This window comes from Bacillus cereus group sp. BfR-BA-01441 (assembly GCF_022663075.1).
GTDB lineage: Bacteria > Bacillota > Bacilli > Bacillales > Bacillaceae_G > Bacillus_A > Bacillus_A cereus.
Window position 1 is genome coordinate 1 of sequence record NZ_JAKUEU010000446.1, and the last position, 216, is coordinate 216.

Consider the following 216-nt stretch of genomic DNA (forward strand, 5'->3'; position numbering starts at 1 on the left):
GTCGAGTGACTCTGCGCCGAAAATGTACCGGGGCTAAATACACCACCGAAGCTGCGGATTGATACCAATGGTATCAGTGGTAGGGGAGCGTTCTAAGGACAGTGAAGTCAGCCCGGAAGGACTGGTGGAGTGCTTAGAAGTGAGAATGCCGGTATGAGTAGCGAAAGACGGGTGAGAATCCCGTCCACCGAATGCCTAAGGTTTCCTGAGGAAGGC

Annotated in this window: 1 rRNA gene; it reads left to right on the forward strand. The window is 53.7% G+C overall.

Going from position 1 to position 216, the window contains the following annotated elements:
• Positions 1-216 (forward strand): 23S ribosomal RNA (locus tag MR107_RS31140); the annotation flags it as partial.